Genomic DNA, 26,660 nt, shown 5'->3' with positions numbered 1-26,660 from the left:
CCGTCCTTAGAACGACGCCCCGCCGGCGTCCACCGCGCGCCGCCGCCGCCGGCGCGCGCTCGCCGCGGCTCGCGGCTTCACCCCGGCGCGGCGCCCGCGAGCGCGCCCACCTGGCGGAGCGCCTCGTAGAGGACGATGGACACCGCGTTGGCCAGGTTGAGGGAACGCACGGGGCCCAGCGTGGGAATGCCGAACACGTCGTCGGGCATGCGGGCGAGGAGATCGGGATCGAGGCCCACGCTCTCCTTGCCGAACACGAGGGCGTCGCCCGGCCGGAAGTCCGCGTCGAGGTAGCTCCGCTGCGCCACGGCGCTGAACAGGCGCAGCCGCGCGTTCGGGTGCCGGTGGCGGAAGTGGGCGATGTCAAGGTGCTGCTCGAGCGTGACCAGGTGCCAGTAGTCGAGCCCCGCGCGGCGGACGCTCCGCTCGTCGATGCGGAACCCCAGCCGCCCGAGCAGGTGCAAGGGGCTCTGCGTCGCAGCCGCGAGCCGCGCGATGTTGCCTGTGTTCTGCGGGATCTCCGGCTCCACCAGCACGATCCGGAACGGCGGATCGAGCGGCGCCGCGCGGAGCCGGGGGCGACCATCCTTGAGCACGCCCTCTCTTTCCGCGACGCGCCCGCGCGCCGCAAGCCCAGAGCGGAGGGATCGCGCGCGCGGGCAGGCTCACCGCCGCCGCAGGGTGCCGGCCCACGCGCCGCGCGCAAAACGCGAGCGGAACCGTCCGAGGCGCCTCTGTCCGCTTGACGGCTGTACGAGCGGACACGTAGCCTCCCGCCTCGGAGACACGGAATGCGCGCATCGTGCTGGATCGCATCGGCTATTGCACTCGCAGGGGTGGCGTCGTCCTCGCTGGCGGCTGCAGACTCCATGGACCCAGCGCTCGCGCGGCTCGTGCGCGACCGGGCTCCGAGCGCCGGTGTCGCTCCCGCGCCGTGCCGCGTCGTGGGGCCGGACCACGGCGTCTACTACAACCCCGCGTCGGGCTACGAGCGCTGCCTGACCGACGACGCGGCGTTCGCGAAGCTCATCGCGCAGTACGGCTTCGCGGTGGCGCCCTCGGCGATGCACTCGGCGCGGACCACGGGCTACGGCGGGTTCGAGATCGGCATCGAGGCCGACTACACGAAGATTGACAGCGAGGCGGACTACTGGAAGCGCGGCACGCAGGGGCCGCCGGATCCGGCGAGCGGGCAGTCCTCGATCGAGAACCGGAGCCCGGACTCGTTCCTGCAGCACTACTCCCTCAAGGTGCGCAAGGGCTTTCCGTTCGGGTTCGAGCTGACCGGCGCCGTCGGGTTCCTCGCCAACACCAGCCTCGTGAGCGGCGGCGCCGACGTGCGCTGGGCGCTGTTCGAGGGGTTCCGCCGCGGGGTCCCCGCGATCTTCCCGGAGTTCGCCGTCGGCGGCAGCGTCCGGACGGTCACCGGGACCGAGGAGTTCCAGCTGACGGTCGCCGGCTTCGACGCGCAGATCTCGAAGCCTCTGCCGATCGGCGGCACCGTGGTCGTCACCCCGTACGCCGGCTACCAGTGGATCCACATCTTCGGCGACTCGGGGCTGATCGATCTCACCCCGAACACCGACGCCGTGAGCTACTGCAACTTCCGCGGGCTGAACTCGCCCGCGAACCCCGTGGCGGGCTCGAACGGCGAGACGCTCCCCCACGACGGCCAGCCGGTGTGCGACGGCGGCTCCCAGGCCGACTTCAACAACACCGTCGTGTTCGACGCCGTGCGCATGACGCGCCACCGGCTCCACTTCGGCGCGCAGCTGCGGTTCCAGATGGTCAAGTTCGGCGCGCACTTCGTCACCGACGTCGTGAGCCCCGAGGACGCAAACCAGGGCTCGAAGCAAGAGATCAACGGCGAGAACAAGTTCGCCGGGCTCGGGTCGCAGTGGACCCTGGCGCTCGATCTCGGCGCCGTGTTCTGACGCGCGCCGCGCCGGGACGCCCGGCGCGGCAGCGGACCCCTCAGCGCTTCGAGCTCAGATCGGGCAGCGCGTAGCCGAGCTCGGAGAGGATCGCCCGGAACGCGCGGTCCTCGTTCCGCGCCACGGTCAGGTGCTCCATGAACTTCTTGAAGTTGCCCTGAGCGGCCGCGTCGGCGGCGCGCTCGCTGTTCTCGAGCACGAGCAGGAGGTGCGGGTGCGCCCTGGAGACGGAGGCGGGGCACTCCATCTTGCTCGCCACGCGGGCGCGCGCCTCGGCGAGCGCGTGCACCACCATGATGAGCTCCTTGTCATGGGTGCGCGGCAGCAGCATGTCGCCTTCCCTGCGCGCTTCCTCGAGGAGCAGGCTCGCCCTGTCCAGGTAGCTCCCGGCCCAGGCCGGCAGCGCGACGAAGAGCGAGCAGAGCGCGAAGGTGAAGGCAAGAAACAGGTGACGGATCATCGGCTGGGTCCTCGGTCGTTCACGGATTGCTCGGAGGAGATCCCGCCGGCTGGCGGGGCCCCTGCGCCCTCGGGCGCGCCCCTCGCGGCCTCGGCGGGCGCTCGTTCATCGGATGCGGCCCTGGGCTCCGGCGCGGCGCACGCCACGAGCGCGGCGCGCGCGGCCGCCTGCTCCGCGAGCTTCTTCGACCGGCCCCGGCCGGTGCCGATGACCTGGCCATCGACCTCCACGGCGACGAGGAACGCGCGGTCGTGGTCCGGCCCCTCCGTGCCCATCAGCCGGTAGCGCGGCGACGCCGCGCCGCGCGCCTGCACGCGCTCCTGCAGCTCGCTCTTCGCGTCGCGCCCGAGCATGCTGCCGCTCGCGAGCTGGGCGAGCGGGCTCGCGACGATCTTCCGGCTCAGCGCCCGCGCGCTCTCGAAGCCGCGGTCGAGGTAGAGGGCCGCGACGAGCGCCTCGGCCGCGTCGGCGAGCACGTTCGTCTGGTCGCGCTCCCCGGCGACCTCCGCGCCGCGTCCGACCCGGAGCGCCGCGCCGAGCTCGATGCCCCGCGCCCACGCCGCGAGCGCGTCCGTGTTGACCAGCGCCGAGCGCATCATCGAGAGCTCCCCCTCGCGCGCCCCCGGAAACCGCTCCATCAGGAGCTCCGTCACGCAGAGCCCGAGCACGGCGTCCCCCAGGAACTCGAGGCGCTGGTTGTCCACGCGCCGGCTGCCCCGCTGCTCGTTCGAGAAGCTCGGGTGCGTCAGCGCCTCCTCGAGGTGCGGCAGCTCCCCCTCCAGCCCCAGGTCCAGACGTCGCAGCAGCTCGCTCGGGAGCATCGCCAGCACCTTGCCCACGGCCCGGAGTCAGCCCGTGCTCAGGCGGTCGGTCAGCTCGGCGAGCTCCAGGTCGAGCGCCGTCAGACCGCCAGCGTCATGCGTGGACCACGCGACCCGCACCTTGCCCCACGACAGCTCGATGTCGGGGTGATGGTCGCGCCGCTCGGCCAGGAGGGCGACCCGCATCACGAAGCCCACGCCGGCCCCGTAATCCGGGAACGAGTAGCTCCGCTCAAGCCGCTCGCCCGCCTGCACCCAGCCCGGGTGAGCAGCGACGAACCCGGCGATCTCATCGCCCGCGAGCCGATCACGCTTGCCCATGGGGCGCAACTATGAGCTAAGCCCCGCCTCGGTGGAACCCCGAATGCGGACCTCGCCGCCGCGCGCCGTCCGCTGCGCGACGTCCGCCGCTCGGCGCGCGCTCGGCCGCTGTGCGCTATACCTCCCGCCGCGATGACCGGGCTTTACGCCTGCCCCTTCTGCCGGGAGATGTTCGAGTCCAGCGAGGCGCCCACCTGCCCCGCCTGCGGCCTCCGGCTGGAGGCGCTCTCGAAGCTCCCCCCCTCGTACGAGGCGCTCCACGAGGACCCCGACGAGCCGCTCCCGCCGCACATGGAGCCGCTCCCGTGGACCTACGCCGGGCGCGGCAGGGGGGCCCTGCTCGCGCTCGCGGTCCTCGGCCTCGCGGCGTTCTTCGCGCCGTGGATCCACGAGACGGCCCCGGAGCTCCGCGAGCTCAGCGGCTTCGGGCTCGCGCGCAGGCTCGGGTGGATGTGGGCCCCCGCGGTCGCGTTCTTCGTGATGATCCCGCTCGTGCTGACGCGGCGCTCGATCCACAAGATGCGCGGCGCCCGCGTGGCCGTCGCGTTCCTCGCCGCGGTCGCCCTCACCACCGTCGCGATGCGCCTGCTGTTCACGCCGGCCAGCACGCTGCTCCGTCCAGTCCGCTTCACGTGGGGGTACGGGCTCTACGCGACCGGGGCGATCGCGCTCCTCGCGCTGGCGGCCGCGGCGTTCTTCGGGGGAAAGATCGACGACCTCCCCACGGGACAGCGGCGACGGGGCGACGAGGTGCTGCACTGAGCGCGCCGCGCGCGGCGCGTGGCGCAGGACAGGAAACGATGGCCGATCTCTGGCATCGCGGCGCGCTCCGCTCCGAGCGCAGCGCCAATCCCGAGCCGCGAGGGTGCCGGTGAGGCCGGTGAGGATCGCGCGCCGGGCGCGCCTCCGCATGCGCGCCCGGCGCGCGGGCGGGAAGGACGAGGACGACCACGAGGACGACCACGAGCGCGCCCGGGGGCGTCTCGGGTCGACAGGCCAGCTCGTGCGACGTAACCTTGGTGGGAGTGGCCTCCGTCCGCTCCTCGAAGGTGCGCAATGGCCAAGAAATCTGCCAGCGTACGCCGTGAGCTCTCGCGGGACGACGAGGTGTTCGACGTCCCCGCGGCGGTGCTCTGCGCGTGCTGCGGCCAGCCCGATTGCGCCGGGTGCTCCGCGGCGACCGACGAGGGCTCGGGGGTCGTCGCGATCATCCCCTGGGAGCGCACGATCGACGGGGTCTGGTCGCGGCTCTGGGCCACCTCGAAGGCGACCACGCTCGGGGCCGAGACGTTCTTCGCGGCGATCCCCGACGGCGCGATCTCGGCGGCCATGCGGTTCGCCCTGCTGGCGGAGGCGCTCGCGATCCTCTCGATGATCGTCGCGCTCCTGCCCGTCGCCGCGCTGGCGCTGCCGGGCCTGACGCTGGAGCTCGCCCGGAACCCGGCCGCGCGCGAGAGCGCCCTCCAGTGGCTCGCGCTCGGCGTCCCGGGGCTCACCGTGTGGATGGTGCTCGCGCACACCTTGCACGGGGCCGCGCTCGACCTCGGCGCGCGCCGCCAGGGAGCGCGGCCCGAGCGACGGCGCGCGATCCGCTTCGGGCTCTACGCGTGCGGCTGGGACCTCATGGCCGGCCCGCTCGGCGCGCTCGTCATGCTCGTCACCGGCGGCGTCAAGGGCGCCGAGCAGCTCCTGTCCGCCTCGCTCCGGGTGCCGGGCAGGGCCTCCACGGCGCTGCTCCTCGGGGTCTACGCGCTCCACCCCGGCGCGGCAGCGCGCGCCCGACGCGCCGGCAGCATCGCCGCGCTCGCGCTCACCATCGCCTCCGGCATCGCCGCCATCGCGCTCGCCGTCGCCTTCAGCTGACGCTCGCCCCCGGTCGATCGCGGCGACCCGAAGGCGTCGGCGCCGCGCTCCGCGCCTGGTCGCCGCGCTCCGCGCCCGGTCGCCGTGGTCAGCGCATGTCGTTGCGCGGCACGGGCGATGGCGGGGGCGCGCCCGGGCGGCGGCTGCTCGCGAGGGTGCCCGGGCGCTTCAGCGGCTGCAGATCGCCCGTCGAGGTGACGTCGATGAGGTCGACGAGCTCGGGCGCATAGCCCGACACGTCCTGCGCCCGCAGGCGCTCGAGGAGCTGCTTCACCTGCGCCTCGGCCTTGCCGTGCGCGAGGATCTGGCGGATCGACGGCGCCTCCTGCTCCAGCGAGCGGCTCACGGGCCTCCGGCTCTGGCGCCGCCACAGCACGGCGAAGCGATCGCCCTCCGGCACCGGCTCGGGCACGAGCTCCGCGTCCTTCACCCGGGCGGCGGCCTCCAGGAGCCCCGGGGCGACCTTCAGCCCCGGCTCGGACGTGGCGCCGTCGGGCGCCACGAAGCCGAGATCGCCGCCGCGCATGCTGGTCGCCTTGTCGAGCGACCTCTCGCGCGCGATGTCCTTGAACCGCTGGGGCGACGGGTCCTTCTTGAGCTCCGCCAGGATCGCCTCGGCCTCCTCGCGCGTCGCGACGAGGATGCGCCAGAGCGCGACCATCGCCGGGGAGCTGAACTTGTCGCGGTGGGCCTCGTAGTAGGCGCGGACCTCCTCGTCCGTCACCGGGGAGCTCGCCGCCGCCTCCGCCTGGAGCCGCTGCAGCAGCGCGGCGCGCAGGACGCTGCGGATGCGATCCTGCACGTCGGCGCGCTCGGTGAGCTTCTGCGCGGCGGCCCCCTGGGCGAGCAGCTGCTCGCGCACGAGGACCTGGCTCACGAAGCTCTTCCGGATCTCTTCCGGCGTGCGCCCGAAGCTCTGGAGCTGGAACGGAGGGATCTGCGCGAGCCTGCGCTCGACCTCGGGCGCCGTGATCACCCGGTCGCCGACGCGCGCCACCACCGCGTCCGCCGCGCCGCCGGCCGGCGTCTGCGCCTCGGCGCGGGGCGACAGGCCGGTCGACGCCGCGCCCACGGCCGCCACGGCGGCCGCGGCGAGGGAGAGCTTCACCGTTCTCGCGCGCATCGGAGCGGGTTATCCCCGCGCGGGCGGGCAAGGTCAAGCCGCGCCGCGGCGCGCGCCCTAGGCGGACGCGCCTTGCTCTCCGCTGCCCCGCAGCACCCCCGCCCTTCGCAAGGCGTGCGCGTCGAGCCCGACGAACCGGTACACGTCCGCGGAGAAGCCGTAGGCGCGGTGGAGGTGCCGCAGCCCTTCGACGAGCTCGGCCGTCACCTCGACCGGCGGCGGCGGCGGGCACGCTTTGCGGATCGAGGCGAGCGGCTCGCCGAGCTCGAGGAGCTCCTCGACCCGCGACAGGACGTCGATCGGCTTGAGCGCGCGCTTGCCGCGCCGCGCGACGCCCTCGGCCAGCTCGGCGAGCAGGCGCCGACGCCGGCGCTCGGTGCGGCCGTCGCCGGCGCGGCCGCCGCCGCCCAGGAGCAGCTCGTTGAACCGGCGCGCCGCCCGGCGCTTCTCGACCGCGTCCGGGCTTCCCCGGCGGTTCTTCGCATCGCCGTTCCGCTTGGCAGGACGGGGCGCTTTGGTGGATCCGGCCCTGGCGGCCGGCGAGCTCTTCGTCTTCACGATCCTCGGCAGGAGCACAGCGGCGCTCGAGGAGCCGGTATTCCCCGGCACATCTTGTTGCTGTCGCCGCAGTATAAACAGCTCATCCCGCGCTTCGAAGAAAGCGGCGAGCGCGGGGCACGGGGCGCGGGGCGCGGTGCCGAAGCGTCAGCGTCCGCCCTCGCACCACGCGAGGGCCGTTCCTACCGCGGCGATCACCCAGGCCGGCCACGTCGCGCGCGCGAAGCCGGCGAGATCCGAGAGCGCGCCGCGCCGCGCCCGCCGCGCGGCCTCGGCGTGGCCGATCCGGCGCAGCTCCTCGCGCTCGATGTGCGCGTGCTCCTCGTCGTCGAGCGGATCGCTGCCGGCCAGGTGGTGCAGGTGGTGGGTCACCTCGTGGTCGATCGTCTCGGCGATCTCCGCGTCGACGTCGAACCCGGGGTCCGCGCGAGCTTCCGACCGAAACGTCCGGTAGAAGATCCGGATCTCCGGAGGGCGAGCGATCCCGAGCTCGTCCGCGGGCGTCCCGGGCGTGTAGCAGCCGAGCAGCGGCTCGCCGCCGTCGTCGCAGGCGGGCACCCCCGCGTCGATGAAGAGATCGATGTTCCGCACGCCGCGGGCCGCGTAGATGCGCTCGGCCGCCGCGCGGACGCGCGCCTCGAAGGCGTCGAGATCCGGGAAGGCGCCCGCCCTCCCCGCCGGCGCGCCGGGCTGCTCCTCGGGATCGTCCGCGCCCGCTTCGGGGGCGCGGAGCGGCGCGCGCGCGAGCTCGCGCTCGAGGGGCACGTCGAGATCGTTGCGGGCGCCGCAGCCCTGGCAGCGGTGGACCGCGACGAGCCGCGCGGGGTAGCGCGCCTCGTGGTAGAGGTCGACGATCGCCGCCCAGGCCTCGTCCGGCGCCGCGGCGAGCGCGTCGGCGATCACCTTCGCGCGCCGCTCGCGGCCGATCGCCGCGATCCCCATGGCCACGACGAGCGACGGCGTGATCCGGAGCGCGCCCTCGCCGGACAGGCGGAGCAGCGGCATCGCCTCCTCCACGGTCCGCTCGGCGAACCGCACGCCGCGGCAGACGGCGCGCCCCACGCGCAGCGCCGGGATCGGGTGCAGCGCGCCGAAATCGAACGGGCGATCGAGCTCTGGATCGTCGAGCTCGCCGTCGGTGAACGGCCCGATCTCGAGCAGGCGCGACGGGGCGACCTCGAACGGGGCGCCGCAGTTCTCGCAGGTGTACGCGCCCGGCGCCTCGGGGACGACGCCGGCCGACGCGAGGAGCGCGCGCAGCACATGGGCGTCGGCGAGCGGGAGGCCGAGCGGATCCAGCGGCGCGCCGCGCGCGTCGGCCAGGACGGACGGGCCCGCGAGGACCTGCACGTCGCGCGCGCACCTGCCGAAGGAGGAGCGCTCGCCGCCGCCGCGGCCGCCGGGAGCGCCGAAGATGGCCGCGGCCTCGGCGCGCGCGGCGGTGTCCGAGAGGCGCACGACGGTGCCGGAGGGGAGGTGGACCTGGTCGGGCAGCGGGCGTTGCGCGGGGCTCGGCATCGCTCGGCGCCTATAAAGAAACGCGAGCGCGCCTTCCAGCGCCGCGCGCCCTCGTCGCGCGCCTTCCGGCGCGGCGCGGCCTCGTCGCGCGCCGTCCAGCGCGGCGCGGCCTCGTCGCGCGCCTTCCGGCGCGGCGCGGCCTCGTCGCGCGCCTTCCGGCGCGGCGCGGCCTCGTCGCGCGCCGTCCAGCGCGGCGCGGCCTCGCCGCGTGTGGAGCTCCGCCGCGGGCCGCCGTCGTCAGGGGTCCTCGGTCGCCGGCGAGCCGCCCGGGCCGCCCTCGCCGGGCGGAGCCGAGGAGCCCCACGCGTCGCGGTCCCTGCCGGCGCCGGAGGGCTCGCGCGGCGGCCGGCCGCTGTCCATGCCGGCGGCGCTGGCGATCCCGGCGGCGCTGGCGATCCCGGCGGCGCTGGCGAGCTCGGCTGCCACGGCGGCGGAGAGCGAGCCTCCGCTGAGCGGGGACGTCCCCGCGACGGTGGACACCGGCGACGGCTCCGAGGACATGCGATCGCGGCGGCGGCCTCGACCGAGCACCGGCGCGCGCTCGCCGTCGCCGGCCGGATCCGGCGCGGCGGCGCCCACGCGATGCACGGTGGGGCGGAGCTGCATGCGCCCGAGCGACAGGCTCGCCGCGCTGGCCGGAGGCACGCTCGACGAGGGCTCCGCGCCCACCGGGATGCCCTTCCCGAAATCGAGGTAGCGGGTGATCGCCAGGGCGTAGATGAGCTTGCGCACCGTCGACTCCGGCGCGACCCCGGACCGGATGAGCGCGGGGAGCGAGGGCGCGGAGCTCTGGACCACGTCGAGCACGGCGCGCTCGCCCTCGCCGAAGCCGAAGCGGCCGGGCTCGAGGGCGGGGTGCAGACGGAGGGGCACCGACTCGATCCGCTCCAGGGTCCGGTGGAGCCGCGTCGAGCGCTCGCCGTGGTCGCGCAGCCCGGCCCAGAGGAGCCCGAGCGGATCGACCTTCGCTGGATCGCCCCCCCAGTCGGCGAGCACGTCGAGGCCGTCGAAGTAGCGGTACTTCGTCTCCGGAGGCAGGTCGAAGAGGCGCACCATCCGCCGCACGAACTGGACGTGCGCGAGCCAGTCGATGGTCGGGGCGTCGAGGAGCCCCGTCAGCAGCAGCACGTCGCCGAGGAGGCCCCTCGTCGCGAGCGCGTCCGACAGGATGTCCGCGGAGATCACCCCCTCCTCGAGCAGGATCTCGCCGAGCCGGGCGTAGCCGTCGCTCGGGCGGATCTTGACCGGGGATCCCCGGACGATGCGCAGCGTGTGCTCGGCGCCGGTGGGCTCCACCAGGATGAGCGCGCCGGTCAGCCGGTGGTCGACGGCATAGACGAAGAGGTGCGCGAACGGCGTTCGCTCCAGATCTCCTTCCGCCGTCGCCGGACCGTCGGCAGACATCCTGCGTCAAGCTACCATAGCGCACGGGCGCCGGAGCCCCTTTCTCCATGTCGCGCACGACGGAGGCGCGGCGGAGGTCGCTGCGTCACGGACCGCGGCGAAGGGGGGCGCGGCGCTGCGCGTCCCGGCGCGCTCCGGGGCGGCGCCGGTGGCGCAGCGGCGCCCCCCCCGTGCGTCGGGCCGTTGCCACGGGTTCTTGTCGCTGCCGACGCGCGCTCGACGCACTCTCCTGCGCGGCGGCGCGGCGGGGCGGCGGTCGGGCGTCGGCCGCGGCGGTCGGACGTCGGCCGCGGCGGTCGGGCGTCGGCCGCGCGTCGGCCGCGGCGGTTCCGCGCTACGGTGGCAAGCATGCCGCGCGGACATGTGCTGGTGCTCGACGACGAGCGGGCGATCTTGACGACACTGCAGAAGGCCCTGTCGCTCGAGGGCTACACGGTCGACGTCGCCGGCGGCGTCGGCGTGGCCGAGGAGAAGCTGGCGAAGCGGAGCTATGACATCGCGCTGTTCGACGTCTCGCTGCCCGACGGCGACGGCGTCGAGCTGCTCCAGCGGGTACGCGCCGCGGGGTCGGAGATACCGGTCGTGATGATGAGCGGCCACGCGACGGTCGACGCCGCCGTCCGCGCGACGCGGCTCGGCGCGATCGACTTCCTGGAGAAGCCGCTGTCGACCGATCGGCTGCTCCTGGTGCTCGAGAACACCCTGCGCCTGGTCCGCGCCGAGGCCGAGGCGAAGGCGCTCCGGACGCAGACCGGCCAGGTGGGCGAGCTCATCGGCGAGAGCCGGGCGATGCACGAGCTGCGCGAGCAGATCGCGCGCGCGGCGAAGGCGACCGCGACGGTGTTCGTGACGGGCGAGCGCGGCACTGGCAAGGAGCTCGTCGCGCGCGCGATCCACGCGGCGTCGAAGCGGGCGCGCGGGCCTCTGGAGAAGATGAACTGCGCGGCGGTCCCGAGCGAGCTCATCGAGAGCGAGATGTTCGGGCACGAGGCGGGGGCGTTCACGGGCGCGACGAAGCAGCGGCGGGGGAAGTTCGAGCGCGCGAGCGGCGGGACGCTGTTCCTCGACGAGGTCGGGGACATGCCGCTCGCGATGCAGGCGAAGCTGCTCCGGGTGCTGCAGGAGCGGGAGATCGAGCGCGTGGGCGGGCACGAGACGCTCAAGGTCGACGTGCGCGTGGTGGCGGCGACGAACCGCGACATCGAGGCCGCGTGCCGCGAGGGGCAGTTCCGGCCGGACCTCTACGATCGGCTGAACGTGCTGCCGCTGTCGCTGCCGCCGCTGCGGGCGCGGCGCGAGGACGTGCCGCTGCTCGCGCGGCATTTCCTGGCGCTCGCGACGCAGGCGAACGATCGGCCCGGGATGGCGTTCACGGAGGGCGGGATGCGGATGCTCGTCGCCTACAGCTTCCCGGGGAACGTGCGGGAGCTGCGCAACATCATCGAGCGGTTGGTGATCCTGACGCCGGACGAGACGATCGACGAGGGCGACGTGAAGGTCTGCCTCGGCGGGCAGCAGGCCGCGATGAAGGGCGGGATCTTCCGGCCGGGGGTGCCGTTCCGGGTGCTCGCGGAGGAGGCGGAGCGGACCATCCTGGAGGAGGCGCTCGGCCACTACGGAGGGCAGATGGCGGCGACGGCGCGGGGGCTCGGGCTGGAGCGGAGCCACCTCTACAAGAAGTGCAAGGCGCTCGGGTTGCGGGGGGACAAGGGGGAGGCGGACGAGGAGTAGCCGGCGACGGAGACGGAGAGGGGGCCGTGCCGGGGAGCCCGCGCCGAGGGGAGGGTCTGCGCGTCGGCCGCGGGTGGGCGCTCGGCCATCCGCCGAGGCGGGGACGGGGGAGCTTGCGCTGAGAACACCGCCCGGCATGTCTCCCTTCGGGCCTTGCCACCTGGGACGTTTCGTCGCGCGCCACACAAGGCGCGCCTGAGACGCGGAGCCCGCTGGGACCTTATGGCACCTCGGTCGGTGCTCGCCGCGCCCACCCGCGGCCGCCGCGCAGACCCTCCCCTCGGCGCTACGGGTGTCGAAGGACGGGAGTACCGCGCGACGCATGGCCTGGACCGCGGCGGGTGTGGTACGCGGAACCACGATGCTGCGATCGCTGCACCTGGAAGGCGTGGGGCCGGCCGACCGGCTCGACCTGGAGCTCGGCGAGCGGCTCAACGTGCTCACCGGCGACAACGGGCTCGGCAAGAGCTTCGTGCTCGAGGTCGCTTGGTGGGCGCTCACCGGAACGTGGACGGATCGGCCGGTGCTGCCGCGGGAGGGCAAGGAAGGGAGCGCACGGATCGCGGGTGAGGCCGGTACGGGTACCACGCGCGATCGGTTCGAAGGCAAGTACGATCGACTGGCTCAGCAGTGGAGCGACAGGTTCGGGCGCCACATGGGCCGCAGCTGGACCAATACCCCTTCCGGGGCGGTCATCTCTTCGTGGGTACGCGGCCTGGTCCCGGTGCTCCACGTCCGTACGAATGGCGCATGCTCCGTCTGGGATCCCTGTCGAAATATCCCCTCGATGGGCAGCGCTCTGTACCGAATGTCGTCGTCGCCTTCGCCCGATCCCCAGCCCTATCTCTTCGAGGAGAGGCAGCTCTGGGACGGGCTCGCTCACGAGGGCAGACCCGTCTGCAACGGGCTCGTCCAGGACTGGGTGACGTGGCAGCTCGAGGCGGCGGACAGCGATGAGGCCCGCCCGTTCCAGCTCCTCTGCCGCGTGCTGGAGCAGCTCTCTCACCCCGCGGAGAAGATGAAGCCCGGCAAGCCGGTGCGGCTCTACCTCGACGACGTGCGCAAGTTCCCGACCGTCGAGCTCCCGTACGGCACGATCCCCATCGTCCACGCGTCCGCCGGGATGAAGCGGATCCTCGAGCTCTCCTACCTCATCGCGTGGTCCTGGTCGGAGCACGTGCAGGCGTCACGCCTGATCGGCTGGCAGCCCTCGGACCGCATCGTCGTGCTGATGGAGGAGCCCGAGACGCACCTGCACCCTAGGTGGCAACGCCACATCGTCCCCGCGCTGCTCGGCGCCCTGAGCGGGCTCGCCCCTTCGATGCGCCCGCAGGTGCTGCTCACGACGCATTCACCCCTCGTGCTCGCGTCGATCGAGCCGCACTTCAATCCGGCCAGAGACAAGCTGTTCGTGTTCGAGCTCGACGGCGCCGACGTGACCGTGCGCGAGCTCCCCTGGGCGAAGCGCGGCGATGCGATCGGGTGGCTCACGTCCCCGGTGTTCGGCCTGGAGCAGGCGCGCTCGATCGAGGCGGAGCGCGCCATCGAGGCCGCCGAGGCGCTGATGCGCGGCGAGACCGGCGCGCTGCCGGAAGGGCTCAGGAGCGAGGAGGAACTCCATCGGGAGCTCGTGCGCGTCCTGCCGGATCAGGATCGCTTCTGGCCGCGCTGGATCGTGCGCCGGGAGCGGCAGGGCGCATGATCCCGTTCGAGCGCACGCCTGAGCCCGCGGACTTCGATGTCAGAGTGCGACAGCCCGGCCGGCGGTGGCTCGCCGAGGGCGGCGCCAAGAGGATGCCGAGCCACTGGCGGCGCGCTGCGCGCGACCTTCAGGCAGCGTTCAAGGGCTTGTGCGGCTACACGGCCATGTGGCTCTCGGCGCCGGGGACAGTCGACCACTTCGTCTCGCGCGATGAAGATCCCAGCCTCGCCTACGAGTGGACCAATTTCCGCTACGCGACGGCATCGATCAACAGCAGCAAGAGCGCGCTCCGCTCCGATCAGGTGCTGGATCCATTCGAGGTCGGAGACGGCTGGTTCGAGGTAATCCTCCCCTCGTGCCAGATGGTGCTGACCGATCGCTGCCCGCCGGAGTTCCGTGATCGCGCGCAGACCATGCTGAAGCGGCTCAAGCTCGGCGATGGCGAGAGCGTCGTCGGCTTCCGGCAGGAGTGGTACCGGATGTACCGCGAGGAAGGGCTCAGCTTGGAGGACCTCGCCCGAAAGGCGCCCCTCATCGCGCGCGCGGTGCGGAAGCAGCGGGAGCAAGCGGCCGCCGAGCCGGTGGCTAGTGACGGGGCCCCGCGCTCCACGCAAGCCGGAATCTCGGGCTCATGACTGCTGCTGCGCCGTAGGACCGTTTCCGGTTCCCCGGGGGCTCCCAGCTGCCTCGCCGGAACCGTTTCCGGTTCCTCGGGGGCTCCCAGCTGCCTCGCCGGAACCGTTTCCGGTTCCTCGGGGGCTCCCAGCTGCCTCGCCGGAACCGTTTCCGGTTCCTCGGGGGCTCCCAGCTGCCTCGCCGGAACCGTTTCCGGTTCCTCGGGGGCTCCCAGCTGCCTCGCCAGAACCGTTTCCGGTTCCTCGGGGGCTCCCAGCTGCCTCGCCGGAACCGTTTCCGGTTCCTCGGGGGCTCCCAGCTGCCTCGCCGGAACCGTTTCCGGTCCGCCGAGGGCAGGCCGTGCTCGTCGAGCGCGAGGCTAGGGGCGCGTTGTGTTGCGGTGGTCAGCCCCGGCGCATGGCAGCTTGATCTGGCACCACGCGAGCGCCGGAGGGGGTCTCCGCGCGGCAGGGCGCGGGTGGGCGCGGCGAGCACCGACCGAGGTGCCATCAGGTCCCAGCGGGCTCCGCGTCTCAGGCGCGCCTTGTGTGGCGCGCGACGAAACGTCCCAGGTGGCGAGGCCCGAAGGGAGACATGCCGGGCGGTGTTCTCAGCGCAAGCTCCCTCGTCCCCGCCTCGGCGGATGGCCGAGCGCCCACCCGCGCCCTGCCGCGCGGAGACCCTCTCCGGCGCGTGCAGCCCGGATCTCCGCCCTCCCCTCGCCGCTCGCGCCGAGCCCCGAGCCCCGAGCCCCGAGCCTCGAGCCTCGAGCCTCGAGCCTCGAGCCCGAGCCCCGAGCCTCAATCCGGCATCGCCCGCGGCGCCGGCGGCGACGCCCCCCGCATCGCCTTCTGGTACTCGATCGCCTGCTTCGCGTAGTCGTCCTGCTTCATCTTCGCGTACGCCTTGGCGAGCTCCCCGTAGATCTCCGCCGCGTCCGCCGCCTTCGCCCCAGCAAGGAGCGCGCTGTTCAGCTCGTAGATCGCCGACACGTGCCGCCCCGTGCGCGCCAGCGCCCGCGCGTAGAGCCGGTGGATCTCCGGGTTCGCCACGTCGACATAGATCGCGCTCTCGCCGACCTTGCGCGCCTCCTCCCACGCGCCCCGCTCCACCAGCAGCCGCAGCAGCCGCCGCCAGACCCGGCGATCATGCTGGTCGAGCAGCGCGAGCCGCCGCAGCGCCGCGAGCTCGCCCGCAGCGTCCTTCTGCCGGCGCGCGAGGTCGTAGAGCCCCTGCAACGGCTCGGCCTGCGTGGGATCCAGCCGCGACGCCGCCTCGAGGTTCGCCTTCATCCTCGCCGCGTCCTTCTTCAGCTCGGCCAGATCCGCCAGCTTCATCCGCACGACGTAGCCGTCGTGGCCGTCGGCGACCATCTTGCCCAAGAGCCTCGCCGCCTCGTCGATCTTCTTCTCGGCGAACGCCGCGCGCACCTTGAGGTAGTTCGCGTCCGGCTGCTTCGGGTCCACCCGGAGCGCCTCCGCGAGCACCGCCTCGGACTCCTGGTGCTGCCCGTCCTTGTCCAGCGCGAGCGCGAGCTCGACCAGCCGCCTCGCGTCCTTCGGAGCGCGCGCCGCCGCCTTGCGCGCCTCGTCGAGCGGCGGCGCCTGGAGATCGGGGACGTACTGCTTCTCGTAACGCTCGAGCCGCGGCTTCAACCACGCGCGGAAGCGCCGATCCAGCTCCTCGGTCCCGATGCCGAGCGACTCCTTCACGACCTCCGGCGTGCGCTTGCCCGCGGCCCACCGCGGCAACATCGACACGACCTTCGAGAAGCCGAACTCCTCGACCATGAAGACCACGATCTGGCTCGCCGCGAAGTACGCCATCGTCACGTCCGCGATGTCGTCGACGTGCGTGAACGCCCGGTTGAACCCCGCGACCGCCGGGATCCTCCCGCCCTTCAGCGCGGCGAACAGCGCCGGATCCTCCTCGCGGTGCCACTCCGGCCGACGCACGATCGTCTCGTACTCGCTGAGCCCCTCGGTGAACCAGCGCGGGACGTGGTTCTTCGAGAGCTGGATCGCGAAGACGTGCCCGAGCTCGTGCCACAGCACGTTGCCCCAGTTGAACTCCGCCGCCGCCGGGCTCAGCGCGGCGAGCGTCTGGCCGAAGCAGACGCCCTGGATGCCCACGTTGGGCAGGCCGCTCGTCCTCACGCTGAAGTTCTCCGTCGACGCGTAGAGCTCGATCGAGACCGGCACCTTCGGCGTGAAGCCGTAACGCTTCACCATCGAGCCCCAGGCCTCTTCGAGCATCCGCGGCACGTACCGCTCGAGGATCGCCCGCTCCTGCTTGTGGTAGCGGACGCGGAACGTCTGCCCCTCCACGGTGACGTACTGGGTGGCGATGTCCTTCTCGTAGAGGTTCAGCGTGTTGAAGACCCGGACGTTGAAGCGATCCTTGTCCCACGCCTTCTGGAGCGCCTGGAGGCCGCTCTTCTCGTCGCCGGCGCGAATCAGATTGAGCCCGAGCGTGGCGTGCGCCTTCGCGTCGTTCGGATCGACCTGCGTCGCCTCCCCCATCATCTTGACGATGTCGTCGTAGCGGTGCTCCCACTCCGCGAACTCGCCGACGATCTGGAAGAACCGCGAGAACTCCGGGTTCAGGGCGAGCACCTTCGCCTTGAGCGCCTCGAAGCCGGCCGCGTCGTCGGCCAGGAACCGGCCCGCCGCCTTGATCGAGAGCAGCTCCAGATCGCCCGGGTTCACCTGGAGGCCGCGATCCGCCGCGGCGGCCGCGGCGTCGATGTCCATGTCGCGGAGCGCGAGCCCGGCGCGCACGAAGTAGGCCTCGCCGAGGTTCGGGTTCACCGAGAGCGCCTGCGCGATCTCGCTGTCGGCGCCGCCGAAGTCGAGCGCGCTGTCGAGCTTCACGCGCGCCATCGCGACGTGGACCATCGGGTCCTTCGGGGCGAGCTTGAGCGCCTCCTTCACCACCTGGCCGGCGTGGCCGGGGTCATACTTGTCGAGGAACAGCTCGGCCCGCCAGAGCAACGTCTCGACCCGCTGCTTGCCGCCGACCTTCTCGGCCGCGTTGAACGCGTCGTTCGCGTCGCGCGCGCTCCGGAGCAGGTGCGCCGCGCGCCCGACCAGCGACAGGCCCTCCGCGTCGTTCGCGGTGATCTTGTCGTCGTTGTAGTCGTCGATGATCGTCATCAGCGGCGCGCGCGCCTCGCCCCGCTTGCCCGACTGGATGAGGAGCTCGCCGAGCACGAGCCGCGCGCGGCGGGCCTCGTCCTCCCGCTCGACCTCACGCGCCGCCGCGATCGCCTCGGCCACCTTCCCGCGGCGCGCGAGCGCCTCGGCCCTGAGCGGCGCGGCCGCGATCTTCGCCTCCCTGCCGAGCGCGGCGGCCGCCTTCGCCGTCTTCGCCGCGTCGTCGTAGCGGCCCGTCGCGAGCTCGATCCGCGCCTTCGTGAGCAGCGCGGCGGCGCGCTCCTTCCCGCCCTGGAGCGCGAGGAGGACCTTCTCGGCGCCGGCGTAATCCCCCTGCGCGACGAGCGCCTCGGCGCGCGCGAGCGAAGGGGGCGGCTCCGCGGACGCGGGCGCCTGGGCCGCGCAGGCGGCGGCGACGAGGAGGGCGGCGAGAGAGCGGCGGATCGAGTGGCTTCGCATGAGACCCCGTGCGCAACCGTGCGCCATCGTTCGCAGTCGTACGTAACCGCACGTGAGCCGTGCGGAGCCGTGCGCAATCAATCGAAGGTTCCCGCTGGGAATGCGGCGCCCGGTCGGGCCGGGCAAGCCCATCCTAGCCGAGTGGAGGAAGGCCGAGCATGAGCGAGCGGCCGAGGGCGCGCCAGGGTCGGCCGCCGCGCGATCGTGGTATGCGAGGGGCCATGGCGAGCAGGCTTGCAGGGCAGGTCGTTCTGATCACGGGCGCGTCGTCGGGCATCGGCGAGGCGCTCGCCCGGGAGGTCGCCCGGCGCGGCGGCCGCGTCGTCCTCGCGGCGCGGCGGACCGAGCGGCTCGAGGCGCTCGCCGGCCAGCTCCGGGCGTCCGGCGGCGAAGCGATCGCGGCCGCCTGCGACGTCACGCGCGACGGCGACGTGGAGCGCGCCGTCGCGCAGGCGATCGAGGCGTTCGGGCGGCTCGACGTCGCCATCGCGAACGCGGGGTTCGGCGTGATGGGCCGCGTCGAGGACCTCTCGCTCGACGACTTCCGCCGGCAGCTCGAGACGAACGTCTTCGGCGCGCTGCGCACCGTGAAGGCCGCGCTGCCGGAGCTCAAGCGCGCGCGCGGCGGCGTCGCGCTCATGGGCAGCGCGAGCGGCTACATCGCGTTCCCCACGATGGGCGCGTACACCATGAGCAAGTTCGCGGTGCGCGCGCTCGCCGAGACGCTGCGCGCCGAGCTCCACGCCGACGGCGTCGCGGTCACGCACGTCGCCCCGGGGTTCGTGGACAGCGAGATCCGCCGGATCGACAACGCGGGCAAGCTCCGCGACGGCGCCCGGGAGCCGGTGCCGCGCTGGCTCATCATGCCGACGCCCACGGCGGCGCGGCAGATCATGGACGCCATCGCCGCGCGCCGCGCCGAGGCGATCGTCACCGGCCACGCCAAGCTCGGGGTGTCGCTCGCGCGGTACGCGCCGGGGCTGCTCAACGCGGCCGTCGCGCGGCTCCCGCGCAAGGGCCGGCCCGCAGGCGGCTGAGCCGGCGGCGGCCCGCCTACGCGGCGGGCCCGAGCTCGCGCCGGACGAGCGCCTCCAGGGCGTCGATGAAGCGCGGCCGCGTGTTCACGGCCGGCGCCCGCTCGAGCCGGGCGAGGCCCGCCTCCCGGGCGATGACGTGCGCCTCCACGTCGAGATCGTAGAGGGTCTCGACGTGATCCGCGACGAAGCCGATCGGCGCGACCAGCGCCTCGCGCGCGCCGCGCGCGGCGAGCGCCTCGAACGTCGACCGGAGATCCGGGCCGAGCCAGGCGTCGCCGGTCATGCCCTGGCTCTGGAACGCGACGAGCACCGGGTTGCCCCGGGGCGCGACGCGGCGCTCCACCTCGGCGGCCATCGCGCGGAACTGGCGCTCGTACGGATCGCCCGCTTCGATGATCCGCTGCGGCAGGCTGTGGGCCGAGAGGATCACCGCCACGCGCGCCCGGCGCTCCTCGGGGAAGCGCGCGAGCGCCTCGTCGATCACCTCGACGAAGGCGTCGATCAGCGCCGGCTCGAGCCCCCACGCGGGCACGCACCTGACCTCCATGCCGCCTAGCTTCGCGGCCGCGTCGCGGACCACGGCGTGGTAGACGTCGACCGACTGCGGCGCGAGCGGCAGCGAGACGACGCAGCGCACGCCGCTCGCGTGGAGCGACGCGAGCACCTCGCCGGGATACGGATGGAAGAGGCGCCCCGCGATGGCGACCGGGAGGCCGAGCCGCGCGGCGAGCGCGTCCGCCTGCGCCTGCGTGATGCGCAGGAGCGGCGAGCCGCCGATCCTCTCGAAGCGGCGCCGCACCTCGTCGATCAGCTCCGGCGGGGCGGGCCGGCCGCGGCGGATGTTGGCGAGGAACGCCGGCAGATCGTCGAGCCGCTCGACGGTCCCGTGGCAGCTGAGGAGGACGGCGGTGGTCACGGCGCCACTCTACATCGCCGCCGCGCGGGCAGCGCCGGCGTCGACGGCGCGCGGCGGCGGCGCCGCCGGCGCATCGCAGCGGCTCACTCCGCGTCCCAGGCGACGACGACGCGATCGTGGCCGATGAGGCCGTTCCTCTTGCGGGCGAGGTGCTGCGCGACGACCCGGTCGCCCGCGGCGTAGACCCGGACCTCCGTGAACGCCAGCCCGTCGTCGGTCTCGATGCCGTCCAGGATCTCCGTCGCGTCCAGCTCGCGCGCCCAGTCCGAGACCGGATCCCGGAAGAGGTCCTCCTGGAGCCGCTCCAGGATCGCCGGCCTCCCGGTGGTGACGTTGGGATGGGCCGGGGGATGCCGGCTGCTCACCTCCTCGATCACCGCGTCGTCGGCGTAGATCCGGGAGAGGGCCTCGATGTCCTTGCCCTTCAACGCGCGGGTGATCTCCGCGAGCAACCCGCCGCTCACCCGCTGGGCCGAAGGTCGCGTCCGCTCCGAGCCTTCCATACATGCTTGCATGGGACGCGTCGGCGCGGGCGTCGAGCCCAGGAGGGACGTGTCCGCGATGCCGATGTCGAGCGCTGAGCTCGCACGCCGCGAGCTCCGTCCCGGCGAGATTGCGACGGGCGGCGAGTTGCAGCGTCCGGACGGACGTGGTGAATAGACAGGGTTATGACGCAGCGCCGCACGGTCGTCCTCGCCGATCTCCACCTCGTGCGCCAGACGCCGGGCGACGTGACCGCCGATCTCGCCCGGTTCGTGGCGGCCCACCCGGGAGCCCGCATCGTGGTCGCGGGCGATCTGTTCGATCTCTCGTCCGAGTCGCCCTGGATGCCGCGGCCGCGCGCGCTGCGCGAGGCGCTCTTCGCGCACCCGACCGCGCGGGCGGCGCTCGCCGAGCACCTCGACCGGGGCGGCGAGCTCTGGCTCGCGGGGGGCAACCACGACGCCGAGGTCGGAGCGCCCGACTTCCCGCAGGCGCTGGCCGAAGCGCTCGATCTCACCGGTGAGGCCCGGTCGCGGATCCGGACGACGCCCTGGTTCTTCCGCGAGGGGGCGATCCACATCGAGCACGGGCACCTGTACGATCCGGACAACGCCCCCGCCCACCCGCTCGTCGTCGGCGAGCGCAGCCTCGGCGTCCATTTCGTCGAGGAGTTCATCGCGCCGACCGGCGCGCACCGCTACCTGCAGGCGAACGACCAGACGCCGCTCCGGCTGTTCCTCTCGGCGTTCACCTGGTACGGCCCGCGCGCGCCGTACGTCATCTACCGCTACTTCCACGCGGCGATCGGCGCGATGCTGAAGAGCGGGCCGCTCTACCGCGCGCGGGGCGAGGCGACGGTGGGGGCCGAGGTCGTCGAGCGCTTCACGCACGAGCTCGGGGTGCCGCGCGCGATGGCCGACGAGCTCCTCGGGCTCGCGGCCACGCCGACGCTCGAGAGCGCGGCGAGCACCTTCACGCGGCTGTACTTCGATCGCGTGATCGCGACGCTGTCGATGGGCGCGGGGCTCGCGGCGCTCGGCCTGGGCGCGCGGGAGACGGGCGCCGCGGCGATGGGCCTCGGCGCGCTGCTGATGGGCGTGAGCTGGGCGAGCGGCCACAACCGCTACGCCGGCACGGTCGCGGAGCGGCTGGCCGAGAGCGCCGGCCGCGTGGCGACGACGACCGGCGCGAAGCTGGTGGTCTTCGGCCACACGCACCGGGAAGCGCTCGGCGACGGGTACGCGAACACCGGCAGCTTCTCGTTCCCGCGCACCGCGCCCGGCAGGCCGTACGTGGAGATCGAGGGGACGCCGGACGCGCCGCGCGCGGTGAGCCGCTTCTGGAGAGCGGTGGCGTGAGGCGCTGACGACCTAGCTGCCGCTCGCGTGCGCGGTGAGCGCGCCCTCCACCAGGTCGAGCGCGATCGGGACGTCCTCCTCCGGGATCGGCGCCCCGCCGAGCATCGCCGCGAGCAGGCGCTCCCGCGGCTCGGGGCGCAGCAAGAGCGGGCCGCCGCCGCACGTACGGCACACGAGGCCGCCGCGGGCCGGGTCGGCGTGGGCCGACTGGGTCGCGTCGCATGCGCGCCCGCACCGGACGCACTGCGTGAGCTCGAGACCCCAGCCGAAGGCGGCCAGAAGGCGCAGGCCCGTCTCCGCCAGGAGCACCTGAGGCGGCGCCACGGACGCCTCGTCGAGGCGGTCGAGGAGCTGGTTCAGCTCGTGCCACGCCGCCTGCTCGGCGGTGTGCGCCGGCGCGATCTCGCGCACCCAGCGCAGCGCCCGCCCCGCGACCTCGAGGCGCCCGAGATCCCCCGCGAGCCGCAGGCGCGGGCGCTCGATCGCGGCCTCCGTGAGCTGCGCCAGCTCGGCGCCGGGGCGGATCTCGAGGGTCACGCGCAAGAGGTGCATCGGCTCGAGCGCCGGGAAGCGCTTCGACGAGCGGCGCGCGCCGCGCGCGGTGGCAGAGAGGAGCCCGCCCTGCTCGGTGAAGAGCCCGACCAGGAGATCGGCTTCACCGAAGGGGACACGCCGGACCAGGAGCGCCTCGGTGCGAAGCCGCTCCGTCCGCGGGCGAACGGATCGGGGCATGGCAGGAGATGGCAGGGAACGGCGGGTTGAATCGCGAGCCGCGGCGAGCGCGCGGCGAAAATTTGGCCCTCAGGCCGAGGGCGAGGTACGAGCCCCCACGACGGTGCTCTCCGACAGCTCCGGCGGCATGTCGTGGCCGCGGGGCCGGAGCACGATGCTGAGCGCCAGCGTGAACAAGATGAGCAGCAGCACGAACGCGATCGCGACCCCGAACCGCCGGCTCTGGGTGCGGCGCGCGGGCGCTGCGATAGGCAGCGGCGTCACCAGCGCGATCCGGCGGCTCGCCGTGTATCGAGCCAGCACCTCCTCCATCGGGAGCGAGACGGCGCGGGCATACGCCTTCAGGAACCCGCGAACGAACACCTCGCCGGGCAGGTCATCGAAATGATCTGCCTCGATCCGCTCGATGGAGATCACGGGGATGCGCGTGGCGCGGGCGACCTCCTCCACGCTCATGGCTCGGGCCTCACGCGTGCGTCTCAGGTAGCGTCCGATCGACTCCATCCCATTCCACCCATCGTCATTCGGTCGTCACTCTACTCACCCCGAGAACCGTTGCTCAACCCCTTAACGCTCCCCGAGATCCTTCTCGGAGCGAGGGGCGCCGAGGGCCTATTGCAACGTCTGTAACTGTGCAGCGCAGCGCTGCCCCACCGGCGTCGTCGCGTCGATCTCGCGGCACCGCTCGAGATCGGCGCGCGCGTCGTCCACAAGCCCCCTCTTTTCGGCGACGCGGGCGCGCGCGTCGAACGCGTCCTGCAGCCGCCGGCACTCCGGCTGGTCGGTCTCGACCGCCCTGGTGAACGCCTCGCGCGCCAGATCGAGCTCGCCCCGCTTCTCGTAGGCGAGGCCGAGCCGGTACTGCCCCACGCAGAAGAGGGGCTGCGCCGCGACGGCGCGGCGTAGCGCGTCGATCGCCGCGTCGTTGTCGCCCTTGAGCAGATACGCCCAGCCCAGGTTGCCCCACGACTTCTCCGGCGAGGCGTAGAGGATGTCCTCGGTGAGCGGCTTGAGCACCGCGATCGCCTCGTCGTAGCGCCGCTGGTGCACGAGGATGACCCCCAGCGCGTTCTTCGCGTCCCGCATCTCGGGGTTCGCCTCGAGGGCGCGCCGGGCCATCTTCTCGGCGCTGTCGAACCGGCAGTCGCTGGAGTGGGCGTCGCCGGCGCAGAAGCCGAGCAGGAGCAGCGCGCCCAGATAGGCCGCCTCCGCGTTGTCCTCGTCGAGCGCGAGCGCCTTCTCGACGTGCGCGAGCGCCTCGCGCGGGCGGCCGTGCTGGAACGCATCGCGCGCGAGGTCGTACTCGGCGAGCGAGCGCGTCTCGTCCGCCTGCGCCGCGGGCTGCGCGCCGCCGCACGCCGCGAGCGGCGCAGCCGCGAGCAGCGACCCGAGCGACAAGACGACAGCCGCGCCGCGGATGCACCCCGCGCGCGTCGCTGCTGTCATGTGTCGCTGCGATGTCATGTGCGATCTTGATTCCGCTGCTGAGCAACGCCGCAGCGCGGCACCACGTCAGGGCGAGAGCTGAGCTGCCCTGCGGGGACCCCTGAGTAAACCAGGCCGCTGGTCACGTCAACCCGCGAATCTGCCTTGTAGACGCGGCGCGTCCTCGCGATCGCGATTCCACTTTCAGCAGATGTCAGGTCAGCCTAGGATGCCAGAGCGGGGGATTCCTGGACCTCACTGTTCGCCGCGGATCTCGTCCTTGACGCCGAGCAGGCCGAACAACCTCCGCAGCGCCTCGATGTCGGGGATCTCGAGGCGCTCGTCGGCGACGCGCAGGTACTGGCCCTCGCGGAGCTGCTGCACCGCGCGCTTCACGGTGTCGACGTCGAGGCCGACGCGGGTCGACAGCTCCATCGGCGAGATCGCGAACGAGGCGCCGTTCGACGAGGCGCCGCTCGCGGCGCGCGACTGCTGCGCGAGCTTGAGGAGCGCGTTCACCACCTTCGACTGCGTGTCGTTGAGCATCATGATCTCGATCTGGTCCTCCGCGTCGCGGAGCCGACCCACGAGCTGCTTGATGATGCGCAGGGCGACGGCCGGGTTGCGCTCGACGAGGTTCTGCAGCGTGCCCTGATCGAGCGCGAGCGCGACGCCGCGCGACAGCGCGATCGCCGTGGACGAGCGCGCCGCCCCGCCGAGGAGCGCGGACTCGCCGAACAGATCGCCGGGCTTCAGGACCATCAGGCTGCGCTCGGCGCCGCGGACCTTCTTGATGAGCCGGATCCTCCCCTCCTCCAGGAGATAGGCCTCGGTCCCGGGCTCGCCCTCGCGGAAGATGACGTCGCCCGCCTCGAACGGGCGGCCGAACCGGGCGCGGAGCCGCTCGGGATCGGGCACCGACTCGGCCGGCTCCGCGCGGGCGGAGAGCTCGTCGGGCCCCTCGGGCGCCGCGGCGGGGGTGGAGCGAGGACGCGCGGGCGCCGCAGCCGCAGCGGGCGGCGGCGCGCGCTCCGCGTCGCTGGGGCTCGAGGCGTCGCGCTCCGCGTCGGGTGCGACGCCGTCCCCTTCAGACGAGCTGGTCATCGGGGCGGAGTGTATCCCAGCTCGGCTGGCTTCGCGTCCGGCGCGCGCACATAGAGCGGCTCGAGGAGCGCCGGGTCGTGCCCGCGGGCCGCGCTCCCGCGCTCGCCGCCCGGCGCGGCGGCCCGGAGCCGGCCCGCCGCGAGGCGCGCGATCCACGCAGCGTCAGGGAAATCCAGCGCCTCGCCGCGGACGGCGAGGGGCCGGAGCGCCTCGATCTCCTCGGCGACCGCGCCGACGACGACGATCCGGCGGCCCGCGGCGAGCGCGGCGACCGCGTCGAACGCCGCGTCGCGCGGCAGGTGCCGCGGCGGGATCGAAGGCGGCGCGGCGGGCCGGTCGAAGGCGGCGAGGAAGACCTCCCCCTTCTTGGCGTCGATCAGCGGGACGAGCAGATCGCCCGGGGCCGCGGCGCCTCCGGCGAAGGCGGCGGCGGCCATCGCCTCGAGCGACGTGACGCCGGCGATCGGGGCGTCGAGCGCGAGCGCGACGCCCTTGGCCGCCGCGACCGCCACGCGCACCCCGGTGAACGAGCCGGGCCCCACGTCGCAGCCGAGCGCCTCGACCGCCGCGGGCGGCACGCCCGCCGCGGCGAGGACCTCGTCGATGGCGCCGAAGATGCGCTCCGCGTGGCCGTGGAGGTCGGCGTACGCCGTCGCGGCGAGCAGGCGCGCGCCCGCGCCCGGCGCCGCCGCGCGATCGGCGGCGGGGGCGCCGGGCGGAGGCGCGGCCGCCTCGGCGGAACCGTCCAGGTCCGCTGCATCGAAGAGCGCGACGCTGCCGCGCGGGGTCGAGGTGGAGAGGGCGAGGAGGTTCAAGGCGCGCTCGGGAACGTTGCAGACGCGGTGCTGTCTGGCAGAACCACGGGCCACGGGCAACGGGCTTCAGCGAGGTGCTGGGCGCCGCGGCCCCTTCGACCGGGCCCGGGCGCGGAGTGCGAGCCGATGCGCGATCAACGAGCGATGCTGCCGGCGCTCCTCGCCTCGGCGCTCGTGCACCTCGGCGCGTGGGGGTCCGCGCGGCTGACCCCGGAGGCGCCCGCGAGCGCTCCCGCCGCGCCCACGGCGGAGCGCGAGCCCATCGATCTCTGGACCGGAACCACCGCGGCGCTGCCGGGCGGCGGCGGTCCCACGCCCCCGGCCGACGCGCGCACCGGACCGGAGCGCGCACCGGCGGCGCCCGCTCCGGCAGACGCCGCCCGGCCCGAGGCGCCAGCGGCGCGCCATGACGAGGCCGGCGGCGCGCCGGCGCCGCGCGTCCAGGCGGCGCCTCGGCCCAGGGCAGCGCCCCGGCCCAGGGCGACGCCGCGGCCCGCCGACGAGCGCCGGTCGCCCGCGGCGGACGAGGCCGCCGGCGACGCGGCGCGCGCCGTCGCCGCGCGCCCCGCCGCGGCGCGGACGAGCGCGGGCGAGGGCGGAGAGGGCGACTTCGGGGCGGCCGGCCCGAGCGCGGTGCGCAGCCTCGGGCGCGCGTTCACGAGGGCGATCCCGCCGGCGTGCCAGGCGGATCCGAGCTGGGCGACGCTGCCGCTGGGGAGCGCCGGGAAGGCGCGCTTCGTGATCGACGTCGACGAGGCCGGGCACATCGCGTCGTGGCGTCCGGAGGGGGAAGAGCCGCCCGCGCGGCACCTCGGCAACCTGGCGAAGCGGACGATCGCGCTGCTCGGCCGAGGGACGTTCGCCGTGGCGCGCGGCGCCGTGACGGCCGGGAAACAGACCCTCGAGGTCAGCGCCGTGATCCGCGCCGGCGCCGAGGGCGGCGAGACCGGCGCGCCGGCCGATCTGGCGTGGCGCTTCGAAGGCGGTCGCGGCAAGGCGTCGTTCGCCCAGCCCGGCGGCCGCCTCGTGGAGGTCGTCGTCCAGGTGGTGCGCACGGAGGCCGCGCGGGGCGCGCCTCCCGGCTGAGCGCGTCGCGCGGCCTCGTCCGGGCCAGGCGGCGCGCCGC

General features: G+C 74.0%; 25 protein-coding genes. 9 read left to right on the top strand and 16 right to left on the bottom strand.

What is annotated here, in order from left to right; genetic code table 11:
• Positions 1-77: 77 nt before the first annotated feature.
• Positions 78-596 carry a tRNA (cytidine(34)-2'-O)-methyltransferase gene (locus WMF20_RS10185; protein WP_044987962.1) on the bottom strand — a complete coding sequence of 173 codons (519 nt, stop codon included), beginning with the start codon at positions 594-596 and terminating at the stop codon, positions 78-80.
• 273 nt (positions 597-869) lie between these two features.
• On the opposite strand from WMF20_RS10185, the gene WMF20_RS10180 reads away from it, so the two are divergent.
• Positions 870-1,934, top strand: coding sequence for a hypothetical protein (locus WMF20_RS10180; RefSeq protein WP_237245217.1), 1,065 nt, complete (start codon positions 870-872; stop codon positions 1,932-1,934).
• Positions 1,935-1,974: 40 nt separating this feature from the next.
• Here WMF20_RS10180 and WMF20_RS10175 read toward each other — a convergent pair whose 3' ends face one another.
• Genes WMF20_RS10175 through WMF20_RS10165 form a run of 3 tightly spaced genes read right to left on the bottom strand, consistent with a single transcriptional unit; the run spans position 1,975 to position 3,536 of the window.
• Positions 1,975-2,394 carry a hypothetical protein gene (locus WMF20_RS10175; RefSeq protein WP_437612781.1) on the bottom strand — a complete coding sequence of 140 codons (420 nt, stop codon included), beginning with the start codon at positions 2,392-2,394 and terminating at the stop codon, positions 1,975-1,977.
• Positions 2,391-3,215: a ribonuclease III gene (rnc, locus tag WMF20_RS10170; protein WP_437612779.1), complete on the bottom strand. Its 825-nt coding sequence runs from the start codon at positions 3,213-3,215 to the stop codon at positions 2,391-2,393. Before rnc ends, WMF20_RS10175 begins: the two co-directional genes overlap by 4 nt.
• A gap of 27 nt (positions 3,216-3,242) precedes the next feature.
• Complete coding sequence (locus tag WMF20_RS10165) at positions 3,243-3,536, bottom strand: 4a-hydroxytetrahydrobiopterin dehydratase (protein WP_129574162.1); 294 nt, start codon at positions 3,534-3,536, stop codon at positions 3,243-3,245.
• Positions 3,537-3,668: 132 nt separating this feature from the next.
• Between WMF20_RS10165 and WMF20_RS10160 the strand changes: the two genes are divergently transcribed.
• Together WMF20_RS10160 and WMF20_RS10155 are read left to right on the top strand one after the other, a co-directional pair.
• Positions 3,669-4,298: a hypothetical protein gene (locus WMF20_RS10160; RefSeq protein ID WP_437612777.1), complete on the top strand. Its 630-nt coding sequence runs from the start codon at positions 3,669-3,671 to the stop codon at positions 4,296-4,298.
• Between the two features lie 294 nt (positions 4,299-4,592).
• Entirely contained in the window at positions 4,593-5,399 is an 807-nt protein-coding gene (locus WMF20_RS10155) for a hypothetical protein (protein WP_437612775.1), read from the top strand.
• Positions 5,400-5,487: 88 nt separating this feature from the next.
• Here the strand turns inward: WMF20_RS10155 and WMF20_RS10150 are convergent, their stop codons facing one another.
• The 4 genes from WMF20_RS10150 to WMF20_RS10135 form a co-directional block, all read right to left on the bottom strand.
• The gene (locus WMF20_RS10150; RefSeq protein WP_129574160.1) at positions 5,488-6,522 is read right to left on the bottom strand and encodes a peptidyl-prolyl cis-trans isomerase; all 1,035 of its coding nucleotides are present in this window, start codon (positions 6,520-6,522) and stop codon (positions 5,488-5,490) included.
• Positions 6,523-6,579: 57 nt separating this feature from the next.
• Positions 6,580-7,080 carry a hypothetical protein gene (locus WMF20_RS10145; RefSeq protein ID WP_437612773.1) on the bottom strand — a complete coding sequence of 167 codons (501 nt, stop codon included), beginning with the start codon at positions 7,078-7,080 and terminating at the stop codon, positions 6,580-6,582.
• Positions 7,081-7,227: 147 nt separating this feature from the next.
• Entirely contained in the window at positions 7,228-8,598 is a 1,371-nt protein-coding gene (locus WMF20_RS10140; protein WP_437612771.1) for a metallopeptidase family protein, read from the bottom strand.
• A 237-nt stretch (positions 8,599-8,835) separates the two neighbouring features.
• Complete coding sequence (locus WMF20_RS10135) at positions 8,836-10,002, bottom strand: hypothetical protein (RefSeq protein ID WP_437612769.1); 1,167 nt, start codon at positions 10,000-10,002, stop codon at positions 8,836-8,838.
• A 348-nt stretch (positions 10,003-10,350) separates the two neighbouring features.
• Here WMF20_RS10135 and WMF20_RS10130 point away from each other — a divergent pair, with 348 nt between their 5' ends.
• The 3 genes from WMF20_RS10130 to WMF20_RS10120 all read left to right on the top strand — a co-directional run bounded on the left by WMF20_RS10130 (position 10,351) and on the right by WMF20_RS10120 (position 14,070).
• Positions 10,351-11,733: a sigma-54-dependent transcriptional regulator gene (locus WMF20_RS10130; protein ID WP_129574156.1), complete on the top strand. Its 1,383-nt coding sequence runs from the start codon at positions 10,351-10,353 to the stop codon at positions 11,731-11,733.
• A 361-nt stretch (positions 11,734-12,094) separates the two neighbouring features.
• A complete protein-coding gene (locus tag WMF20_RS10125; protein ID WP_437612767.1) occupies positions 12,095-13,435 on the top strand; it encodes an AAA family ATPase in 1,341 nt (446 codons plus the stop codon).
• Entirely contained in the window at positions 13,432-14,070 is a 639-nt protein-coding gene (locus WMF20_RS10120) for a hypothetical protein (protein ID WP_437612765.1), read from the top strand. Before WMF20_RS10125 ends, WMF20_RS10120 begins: the two co-directional genes overlap by 4 nt.
• A gap of 780 nt (positions 14,071-14,850) precedes the next feature.
• Here WMF20_RS10120 and WMF20_RS10115 read toward each other — a convergent pair.
• Positions 14,851-17,664, bottom strand: coding sequence for a tetratricopeptide repeat protein (locus WMF20_RS10115; RefSeq protein WP_437612763.1), 2,814 nt, complete (start codon positions 17,662-17,664; stop codon positions 14,851-14,853).
• Positions 17,665-17,885: 221 nt separating this feature from the next.
• On the opposite strand from WMF20_RS10115, the gene WMF20_RS10110 reads away from it, so the two are divergent.
• On the top strand, positions 17,886-18,701 hold the full coding sequence (locus WMF20_RS10110; RefSeq protein WP_437612761.1) for an SDR family oxidoreductase: 816 nt from the start codon (positions 17,886-17,888) through the stop codon (positions 18,699-18,701).
• Between the two features lie 16 nt (positions 18,702-18,717).
• Here WMF20_RS10110 and hemH read toward each other — a convergent pair whose 3' ends face one another.
• Positions 18,718-19,617: a ferrochelatase gene (gene hemH, locus WMF20_RS10105; protein ID WP_129574150.1), complete on the bottom strand. Its 900-nt coding sequence runs from the start codon at positions 19,615-19,617 to the stop codon at positions 18,718-18,720.
• Positions 19,618-19,700: 83 nt separating this feature from the next.
• A complete protein-coding gene (locus WMF20_RS10100) occupies positions 19,701-20,120 on the bottom strand; it encodes a hypothetical protein (protein WP_129574149.1) in 420 nt (139 codons plus the stop codon).
• A gap of 165 nt (positions 20,121-20,285) precedes the next feature.
• Here WMF20_RS10100 and WMF20_RS10095 point away from each other — a divergent pair, with 165 nt between their 5' ends.
• Positions 20,286-21,458 (top strand): hypothetical protein, encoded by a 1,173-nt coding sequence (locus WMF20_RS10095; RefSeq protein ID WP_437612758.1) that lies wholly within the window; start codon positions 20,286-20,288, stop codon positions 21,456-21,458.
• 12 nt (positions 21,459-21,470) lie between these two features.
• On the opposite strand, the gene recO is transcribed toward WMF20_RS10095, so the two are convergent.
• The 5 genes from recO to tsaB all read right to left on the bottom strand — a co-directional run bounded on the left by recO (position 21,471) and on the right by tsaB (position 25,534).
• The gene (gene recO, locus WMF20_RS10090) at positions 21,471-22,190 is read right to left on the bottom strand and encodes a DNA repair protein RecO (RefSeq protein ID WP_437612756.1); all 720 of its coding nucleotides are present in this window, start codon (positions 22,188-22,190) and stop codon (positions 21,471-21,473) included.
• A 69-nt stretch (positions 22,191-22,259) separates the two neighbouring features.
• Positions 22,260-22,694: a helix-turn-helix domain-containing protein gene (locus WMF20_RS10085; protein ID WP_437612754.1), complete on the bottom strand. Its 435-nt coding sequence runs from the start codon at positions 22,692-22,694 to the stop codon at positions 22,260-22,262.
• 108 nt (positions 22,695-22,802) lie between these two features.
• Entirely contained in the window at positions 22,803-23,636 is an 834-nt protein-coding gene (locus tag WMF20_RS10080) for a tetratricopeptide repeat protein (protein WP_129574145.1), read from the bottom strand.
• Positions 23,637-23,870: 234 nt separating this feature from the next.
• Positions 23,871-24,719: a Crp/Fnr family transcriptional regulator gene (locus tag WMF20_RS10075; RefSeq protein ID WP_437612752.1), complete on the bottom strand. Its 849-nt coding sequence runs from the start codon at positions 24,717-24,719 to the stop codon at positions 23,871-23,873.
• On the bottom strand, positions 24,716-25,534 hold the full coding sequence (tsaB, locus tag WMF20_RS10070; RefSeq protein ID WP_437612750.1) for a tRNA (adenosine(37)-N6)-threonylcarbamoyltransferase complex dimerization subunit type 1 TsaB: 819 nt from the start codon (positions 25,532-25,534) through the stop codon (positions 24,716-24,718). Before tsaB ends, WMF20_RS10075 begins: the two co-directional genes overlap by 4 nt.
• 126 nt (positions 25,535-25,660) lie before the next feature.
• Here tsaB and WMF20_RS10065 point away from each other — a divergent pair, with 126 nt between their 5' ends.
• Positions 25,661-26,620 carry a hypothetical protein gene (locus WMF20_RS10065; RefSeq protein ID WP_437612748.1) on the top strand — a complete coding sequence of 320 codons (960 nt, stop codon included), beginning with the start codon at positions 25,661-25,663 and terminating at the stop codon, positions 26,618-26,620.
• Positions 26,621-26,660: the final 40 nt, after the last annotated feature.

This window comes from Sorangium sp. So ce834, from assembly GCF_051521425.1.
GTDB lineage: Bacteria > Myxococcota_A > Polyangia > Polyangiales > Polyangiaceae > Sorangium > Sorangium cellulosum_D.
Note: the sequence above shows the minus strand (reverse complement) of the source record. Positions and strands in the feature narration are given on the sequence as shown.

What these genes read in the sequence shown, in the direction of transcription:
- WMF20_RS10180 (WP_237245217.1), top strand. Translation starts at nt 870, where the DNA reads ATGGACCCAGCGCTCGCGCGGCTCGTGCGCGACCGGGCTCCGAGCGCC.
- WMF20_RS10175 (WP_437612781.1), bottom strand. Translation starts at nt 2,394, where the DNA reads ATGATCCGTCACCTGTTTCTTGCCTTCACCTTCGCGCTCTGCTCGCTC.
- rnc (WP_437612779.1), bottom strand. Translation starts at nt 3,215, where the DNA reads ATGCTCCCGAGCGAGCTGCTGCGACGTCTGGACCTGGGGCTGGAGGGG.
- WMF20_RS10165 (WP_129574162.1), bottom strand. Translation starts at nt 3,536, where the DNA reads ATGGGCAAGCGTGATCGGCTCGCGGGCGATGAGATCGCCGGGTTCGTC.
- WMF20_RS10160 (WP_437612777.1), top strand. Translation starts at nt 3,669, where the DNA reads ATGACCGGGCTTTACGCCTGCCCCTTCTGCCGGGAGATGTTCGAGTCC.
- WMF20_RS10155 (WP_437612775.1), top strand. Translation starts at nt 4,593, where the DNA reads ATGGCCAAGAAATCTGCCAGCGTACGCCGTGAGCTCTCGCGGGACGAC.
- WMF20_RS10150 (WP_129574160.1), bottom strand. Translation starts at nt 6,522, where the DNA reads ATGCGCGCGAGAACGGTGAAGCTCTCCCTCGCCGCGGCCGCCGTGGCG.
- WMF20_RS10140 (WP_437612771.1), bottom strand. Translation starts at nt 8,598, where the DNA reads ATGCCGAGCCCCGCGCAACGCCCGCTGCCCGACCAGGTCCACCTCCCC.
- WMF20_RS10135 (WP_437612769.1), bottom strand. Translation starts at nt 10,002, where the DNA reads ATGTCTGCCGACGGTCCGGCGACGGCGGAAGGAGATCTGGAGCGAACG.
- WMF20_RS10130 (WP_129574156.1), top strand. Translation starts at nt 10,351, where the DNA reads ATGCCGCGCGGACATGTGCTGGTGCTCGACGACGAGCGGGCGATCTTG.
- WMF20_RS10125 (WP_437612767.1), top strand. Translation starts at nt 12,095, where the DNA reads ATGCTGCGATCGCTGCACCTGGAAGGCGTGGGGCCGGCCGACCGGCTC.
- WMF20_RS10120 (WP_437612765.1), top strand. Translation starts at nt 13,432, where the DNA reads ATGATCCCGTTCGAGCGCACGCCTGAGCCCGCGGACTTCGATGTCAGA.
- WMF20_RS10115 (WP_437612763.1), bottom strand. Translation starts at nt 17,664, where the DNA reads ATGCGAAGCCACTCGATCCGCCGCTCTCTCGCCGCCCTCCTCGTCGCC.
- WMF20_RS10110 (WP_437612761.1), top strand. Translation starts at nt 17,886, where the DNA reads ATGGCGAGCAGGCTTGCAGGGCAGGTCGTTCTGATCACGGGCGCGTCG.
- WMF20_RS10100 (WP_129574149.1), bottom strand. Translation starts at nt 20,120, where the DNA reads ATGGAAGGCTCGGAGCGGACGCGACCTTCGGCCCAGCGGGTGAGCGGC.
- WMF20_RS10095 (WP_437612758.1), top strand. Translation starts at nt 20,286, where the DNA reads ATGACGCAGCGCCGCACGGTCGTCCTCGCCGATCTCCACCTCGTGCGC.
- recO (WP_437612756.1), bottom strand. Translation starts at nt 22,190, where the DNA reads ATGCCCCGATCCGTTCGCCCGCGGACGGAGCGGCTTCGCACCGAGGCG.
- WMF20_RS10085 (WP_437612754.1), bottom strand. Translation starts at nt 22,694, where the DNA reads ATGGAGTCGATCGGACGCTACCTGAGACGCACGCGTGAGGCCCGAGCC.
- WMF20_RS10080 (WP_129574145.1), bottom strand. Translation starts at nt 23,636, where the DNA reads ATGACAGCAGCGACGCGCGCGGGGTGCATCCGCGGCGCGGCTGTCGTC.
- WMF20_RS10075 (WP_437612752.1), bottom strand. Translation starts at nt 24,719, where the DNA reads ATGACCAGCTCGTCTGAAGGGGACGGCGTCGCACCCGACGCGGAGCGC.
- WMF20_RS10065 (WP_437612748.1), top strand. Translation starts at nt 25,661, where the DNA reads ATGCGCGATCAACGAGCGATGCTGCCGGCGCTCCTCGCCTCGGCGCTC.